At 43.3% G+C, this 7,077-nt stretch carries 4 protein-coding genes; 3 read left to right on the top strand and 1 reads right to left on the bottom strand.

Features of this window, described 5'->3' with window-relative positions:
* The 3 genes from ACXAFK_RS14010 to ACXAFK_RS14000 all read left to right on the top strand — a co-directional run.
* Positions 1 to 2,837 (top strand): T9SS type B sorting domain-containing protein (locus ACXAFK_RS14010; RefSeq protein ID WP_474958140.1); only part of this gene is annotated, 2,837 nt, incomplete at its 5' end.
* Between the two features lie 8 nt (positions 2,838 to 2,845).
* Complete coding sequence (locus ACXAFK_RS14005) at positions 2,846 to 3,838, top strand: PorP/SprF family type IX secretion system membrane protein (RefSeq protein WP_474958139.1); 993 nt, start codon at positions 2,846 to 2,848, stop codon at positions 3,836 to 3,838.
* Between the two features lies 1 nt (position 3,839).
* A complete protein-coding gene (locus tag ACXAFK_RS14000) occupies positions 3,840 to 5,783 on the top strand; it encodes an OmpA family protein (RefSeq protein ID WP_474958138.1) in 1,944 nt (647 codons plus the stop codon).
* A 1-nt stretch (position 5,784) separates the two neighbouring features.
* Here ACXAFK_RS14000 and ACXAFK_RS13995 read toward each other — a convergent pair whose 3' ends face one another.
* Positions 5,785 to 7,029: an NRAMP family divalent metal transporter gene (locus ACXAFK_RS13995; protein WP_474958137.1), complete on the bottom strand. Its 1,245-nt coding sequence runs from the start codon at positions 7,027 to 7,029 to the stop codon at positions 5,785 to 5,787.
* Positions 7,030 to 7,077 lie beyond the last annotated feature (48 nt).

The following is a 7,077-nucleotide window of genomic DNA, read 5'->3' as shown; positions in this document are numbered from 1 at the left end:
CAATTCCTGCAGGATACTCGGTATCAATAGATCAAGACCCTATTCTAGCTGCAAATCAGAATAATATAAGTTTTACATTTTCGGGAGCGCCAATATTGACAACTTATAATTATACTTATGCAAGTGATGGGGATAACTATGCGACAACCGTATCAGGGAGTGGAACTGTTATTTTGCCAAATCAAACAGTCTTAGGGGAAGATTTAACTAGTTTGCCGGATGGACAGGTCAGACTAACTGTTACATTGACCAACATTTTTGGAAATACAGGAGATGAGGTATTTGACTTTGCAACCAAAAATACAGCGGTGCCTTCGGGTTATACGGTGAGTTTTGATCAAGACCCCATAAATCAAACCAACGAGAATAACGTAAGTTTTACCATTACCGGGGGGGAGAATGGAGACGATTATGAATATTCCATTACAAGTAGTGGGGGCGGGACTCCGGTTACAAGTACTGGAGTAATTAGTTCTCCATCTGAACAGGTCAACGCTAATTTAAGTGGTCTTTCAAATGGAACTATTACCCTTACGGTAGTTCTTTCCAATGACAATGGGGATGGAAATCCTGCAATAAATACGGCAACAAAAGAAACTTGCTTTGCCGGCACAACGGCACCAATAATAAATGCAACAACAACACAATTTTGTGTTACAGATCTTGGCAGTTTTAACCAAGACCTGGATAATTATGTTGATGTAACCGCAAATTTGGTTTGGAGTACTAACCCTGATCCTAATCAAACAGGAGATCATCTTTCAACAAGTAGTGTGGTTACAGGGACTCAGATTGAGAACAATGGCACATATTATGGTTTTTATTATGATGAAATAAACAGTTGTGCAAGTCCAACGATTACTTTGACCCTGTCTGTTAACGAGGAACCAAATGCGGGAACAACTACTGCGGTTTCCCGTTGTTCGGATTCCTCCAATGGGAATACCCTTCTTGATCTTGATGATCAAATAACTGATGAAGATCCCGGTTCGTGGTCATTAACTTCAACTGTGCCAGGTTCTTCAATTACTATTGATAGCAGTAATATTGTCAATTTTACAGGTCAACCAGATGGCGAATATATTTTTACTTATACAGCAACAGCTTCAGGCATTTGTACCGACCAAACTGTGCAACTACAGGTGACAATTGATGATTGTTCCGGGCCTTGCGATGCGGGAAATACCGCTCCTGCACTTAATGGTGGGAGTTCAACCATAGCGTTTTGCGATGCTATCACCGCCAACCTAAACGATTACGTGACCAGTACGCCCCCGGCAGGTACAACGCTTGTTTGGAGTACAAGTAACGACCCCGAAGAGACCGGGGCTCATTTGCAAGCTCCGAACGTGGTTGAACCAGGAACCTATTATGCCTTTTACTACGACGATGTGAACGATTGTGGAAGCCCAGTGTTGGCCATAACCCTGGAGTTGAACAATACGCCCGTAATAGATAGTACCACGGGCGATGTTTCTTGCGGTCCGAGCATATTGGATCTAACCGCATCCGCATCCGTAGCGGGCAACGGTACCATAGCCTATACGTGGTACGATGCACCTACCGGCGGAAACATTGTGGGCACCAGCGCTACATTTACCACCAATACCTTGTCCGAGACCACATCCTATTACGTTTCGGCCTCCGCCAATGGCTGCGAATCCGACCGGGTAGAAGTCATTGCTGCTATTAACGACATTCCCAATGCAGGGTCCCCTAGTAATACCACAGCCTGTAATGTTGCAGGAAATGGTGGTCCAAATATTATTGATTTGGACAATACTCTCACGGGTGCCGATCCGGGTACTTGGACTGTAATTACCGACCCATCCAATGGAACATTGGTAATTGGTTCTGAAAATACGGTTAATTTTGAGGGTTTACCAAACGGTAATTATGTGTTTGAATATACTACTACTGCCGAAGCGCCTTGTACGGGAGCATCTGTTCAGGTAACGATTTCAGTAAGCGATTGTACAGTAGATACCGATGGTGATGGCCTTACCGATAGTGAGGAGACCAATTTGGGTACTGATCCGAACGACCCCGATACCGATGGTGATGGCCTTACCGATGGAGAGGAAGTATTGGTGGAAGATGATCCATCTACCGATTTGGTACCAGAAATGGCATCTAACCCATTGGATCCATGTGATCCTTTCCTAACACCCGATTGTAACCCTGATGATATTGACTTAGCCATCATCAAAGAGATAAGGGATAATAGGTCTAAATTGATTGGGGACGAGGTTGTATTTGAGATTACCATTCAAAATGTAGATCAGGTTAGGGTGTTGGATGTTATTGTTTCGGAGGTATTGTCATCATCTTTTAATTATATTGATCACCAAGCTACACTAGGTGAATATGACGTGGAATCCGGTGAATGGTCCATCGCTGAAATGACTGCCAATGACACCGAAGCTATACTTAGTATCAGAGCAACTATTGCTGATTTGACCGATTTGGAAAATACGGCATTTTTGGTGTCATCATTTCCATTGGATGGTATCGCGGATAACAATTCAGATACCATCATTGTAGATGCGGAAAGGAGCCAATGCGAAGACCCAGGAACCCTCTGTAATATCTTTTCTCCCAATAATGATGGGTACAACGATACCCTAATCTTGGTGGGCCATGAACTTTACCTGGACAATACTTTTGAGGTCTTTGATAGGTACGGAAACAGTGTCTTCCAGATGGACGGTTACGATAGCTCGTGGGACGGAACTGGAAAGAATGGGGATTTGCCCAATGGAACTTATTATTATATCCTTGATCTTAATGGAGATGGAACAGAGGTGGTAAAAGGATGGATTCAAATTGTAAGGTAAAAACGAAAATGTCGGATATAACAATCTTATCAATTTATAGAAAAGTATTGCTGCTTGTGGTAGTTATGGCAGTAAGTTTTGTGCAGGCACAAAAAGAGCCACAATACACCCAGTACATGTACAACATCGGAAGTTTTAACCCTGCCTACGTAGGCACGGTGGAAAGTCCAGAGATTATTGGATTGTACCGTGCACAGTGGCTGGACATCGAAGGGGCTCCGACCACAATTAGAGGTGGGGCCAATATTCCTTTCGGCAACGAGAAAATGGGACTGGGGGTCAATATTGTGAACGATGTGTTGGGACCTTCCACTCAAACCTATTTTGATGTGGCCTATTCCTACGAGATCCAATTGTCCGACGAGACCAAACTTTCCTTTGGACTGAACGCGGGCGGGTCTTCCCTCAATATAGATTATTCCAAAGGTACAATATACGATTCAACAGATGCATCTATTTATGGTGATACCTATAGCAATTTTTACCCTACGGTGGGCGCAGGCTTGTTTATGTACCACGAGGAGGATTGGTACTTGGGGGCCTCCGTACCCAATTTTTTAACGGACGAACTTTATAATGATGAAGTCGCTACCATTGTGGAAGACTATATGCAGTTGAACGTAATAGGCGGTTATGTGTTCCAATTGAGCGACCGGACCAAGTTTAAACCCGCTTTTTTGGTAAATTACCTTCAAGGTTCGCCCGTAAACATAAATTTATCGGCTAATTTTCAGTTTATCGATGCCCTTACCATTGGAGCTGCATACCGATTTGATAATGCCGTGAGCGGACTGGCGGGATTTCAAATTTCCAACGCCATGTTTATTGGGTATGCCTACGATTACAACACCAATGGATTGGGCGAGTATGGCGGGGGGTCCCACGAGGCCATTTTAAAATTTTATATTGGAAGAGGTGGATTTGGTTCCGGTAAGAATAAAACCAAGAACAAAAAATCAAAAAACAAAGGTAAGCAGATAGATTCCCCAAGATTTTTCTAACATGAACCCAACAAAAAAAATACAATTTACATTATGGGCCGCCCTTTTGGGAGTTGCCTTCTGCTTTGCCCAAAAAAAACAGTCCGAAGGGGATGTTTTCTTTTTCCAGTACGAGTATCAAAAAGCCGCAAGGGCCTACGAAAAACAACTGTCCGAGGGTACGCTGACCAAACAACAGTTCTTGAACTTGGCCGATGCTTATTTTGAAACCGATAATTTTGAAAAAGCTTCCGCGGCATACATGGAGATTTATGATCAGGATACGATCATGAACCCGCATCATTACAACAAAATGTTACAGAGCTTATCCAAGGTCCCGAATAGCGAGGGGGTAGATGCCTTTGTGGAAAGGGTGTCCTCTAATTTTCCGAAAGAACTGCTGGAAAATATGGAGTTTAACAAACAATTACTGCAAGGCGAAACAGACGAAAATCAATTGGAGTACGAAATTTTCAACTTGGAGGGCAACAGTCCTCAAACCGATTTTGCACCAAGTTTTTATCTTAATAAGCTACTGTTTTCCAGTGGACGTCTTGCCAATAAAAAATTGCGATACGAACCGGGCAACGAGGGCTATTTCAATATTTACGAATCAGAGATTCAGCCTTCCGGTCAGATCAGGTCCCTTAAGACCTTAAAGGGGTTGGAAGAAACGAATTATCATAAAGCAACACCATCTTTCTCCTCGGCCCTGAACAGTGTGTTCTATGTGGCATCCAATACTCAAAATGGGGAGCTGGCCTTCGATTCCAAAGGAAAAAACGCCTTGTCCATTGCCAAACAGACCATTGGAGGTGGCCATCAGCTTTTATTAAAGGATTTGAGCACCTCATTTTATTACCCGTTCTACGACGACCGCAACGGTAAACTTTATTTTGCTGCGGATTTTGAGGATGGCTATGGCGGTACGGATATCTATTTTGTGTACACCAACAACGGACAGGTAATGTCGGCGCCCATCAATTTGGGGCCGCGTATCAATTCTTCGGGCAACGAAATAGCTCCGTTTATATTCGAAAACAGTTTTTATTTTGCTTCTGATGTATTCTTCGGCCTCGGAGGAATGGATATTTACAAATCCAATCTTGAAGGTGAAGATTTCGGTATTCCCATCAATCTAGGCAACCAAATCAATACCGAGTTCGATGATTTTGGATTGATCATAAGGAACGAGGGGGATGGATTATTGGGGTATTTCGCATCTAACCGGCCCGGAGGAAAAGGAAAGGATGACATTTATGGATTTAAGGTCGATGAAAAACCGGGGCTTAAAACGCTAACCTTTAAGGGCGAGGTAGTAAATAGTCAAAACCAAAATGCTGTTGCCAATGCTGTGGTGAGCCTATGGAACATGGATGGCGAAAAGATAGCGACCACAACATCCGATGAAAACGGGGCCTACCGATTGGAAGTGCCCTACGAAACCGAGGTGGTCATAGAAGCGACCAAAGAACGCTACTCCCGATTTATAGAACAATTTGGACAGGAACAATTGGATGCGCTCCAGAAACAATCCTATACCATCGGGGTCTCTTTATATGATGACCTGGTGGAGGAAAGGGAGGGTCAAAAAGTGGTAAAGCTAGATGATTTTTATTTTGACAATGGATCAACGGACCTTACCGATAACATAAAAAATGAGCTGACAAAAGTGGTGGATTTTATGAATGCTTTTCCGGAAGCCCAACTACGAGTGGAAACCTATACCGATAGCCGAGGGGGGAGCAGTACCAATTTTAAGCTTACCCAAGCACGATCGGATGCCATAAAAAGATATTTAGTGGCAAGCGGGGTGCCTGCGACCAGTGTGTTATATTCCATCGGATATGGGGAGGATAAAATATTGAACAACTGTACCAATGGTGTTTTTTGTTTGGAGACCTTGCACAAGCAGAACCAGCGTTCGCTGATCGTTGTGCTAAACGACAATGTAATGTTCGATTAGTTTACTTGGTCAGTACCCAGCAATAGTAGAGGGCGAACAACGAAAGAAAAACAATTCCCGAATAACTAAGTACCTTTAGGCCTATCTTGGGCCTATGTTCCTTTGGAACATCTTTACCGGTAACGGTTTTTAAGTTCATCCAACCGAGTAGGGGAGCGAAAACAAAGGATACAAAAGTGGCCAATCCTACCAAATCGCCCATGTTGGCGCTAAATAGACTTATTACGATCCAATTGATCCAAGCCATAACAAGTACCATAAGTGCAAAAGAGTGCTTGCCATTGTAGATGTTTTTTTGTGGGAGCAGCTTTTGTAAAACATCCAAACTTACCCTCGATATGGCATCATGGGCGGTCATGCATGTGCTGAACATGGTGGCAAAAGCGGCCACTGCAATAAAAAAGTAAGCCCAACTTCCTATATGGGTTGTAAATAAGTTGACCAATTGATCGGCGAAGACCACTGCATTGCCACTGAGTTCCGTGCCAGTTCCGTAAAGGGTCATCCAGCCAATGATCATAAAAAAGATGGCCAGTACCGCAGTGAGTACATAACCAACGTTGAATTCCTGAAGGGCAATTTTTAGTGTTGGCTTGTTTCTCATGGTTTTCAGGTTTTCCATGCCCCAAAGGCTTACCCACCCCGATGCTTCAACGGCCGTGGGCATCCAGCCAACAAGACCGATTAAAAACAAAATGCCCATTTCGTTAAAAATTTCCGGTCGTTGGTACGACCCACTGTGGGGTACCGGCCCTTTTTGGAGCACCATCACCGTTGTGATCAACAAGGCCACAAATAAAATGGTGATCACGGCTTTCAGGGAATTTTCTAGGAACCTATATTTTCCTATGATCAAGATTAAACTGATAAATACAAATAGCCCCAACGAAATTACACCTGCACCAACGGATGCAACATTGAACAAATTCATAAACAAACCGGCAGTCACCACGTACAAGGCAGCTAAAATGGTAAAGGTGGAGATCAATGTAACAAACGCATAGATCCACAAGTAGGTTTTTCCCAGATTGTGGTATCCCTCGATCAAGCTTTTTTCGGTGATGGTCGTATATCGAATACCGAATTCAAAGAAAGGATATTTGAGCAAATTCGCTAAAAGTATGGGGATGATCATAACCCATCCATATTGGGCTCCGGCCTTGGTGGATAGTACCAAATGCGAAGTTCCAATGGCCATGCTGGCAAACAATAGGCCCGGTCCAAGCGCTTTTAACAATGCTTTCATATAGTGTAATGGTTGGTTTTCTTTGTGGAAGATATGTTTTTTTTACTT

It is taken from the genome of Flagellimonas sp. ABD4_174, from assembly GCF_056160185.1.
This window is presented reverse-complemented; position numbering and strand designations above follow the sequence as displayed.

Coding starts and splice junctions, on each gene's coding strand:
- ACXAFK_RS14000 (WP_474958138.1), top strand. CDS start 3,840: ATGAACCCAACAAAAAAAATACAATTTACATTATGGGCCGCCCTTTTG.
- ACXAFK_RS13995 (WP_474958137.1), bottom strand. CDS start 7,029: ATGAAAGCATTGTTAAAAGCGCTTGGACCGGGCCTATTGTTTGCCAGC.
- ACXAFK_RS14005 (WP_474958139.1), top strand. CDS start 2,846: ATGTCGGATATAACAATCTTATCAATTTATAGAAAAGTATTGCTGCTT.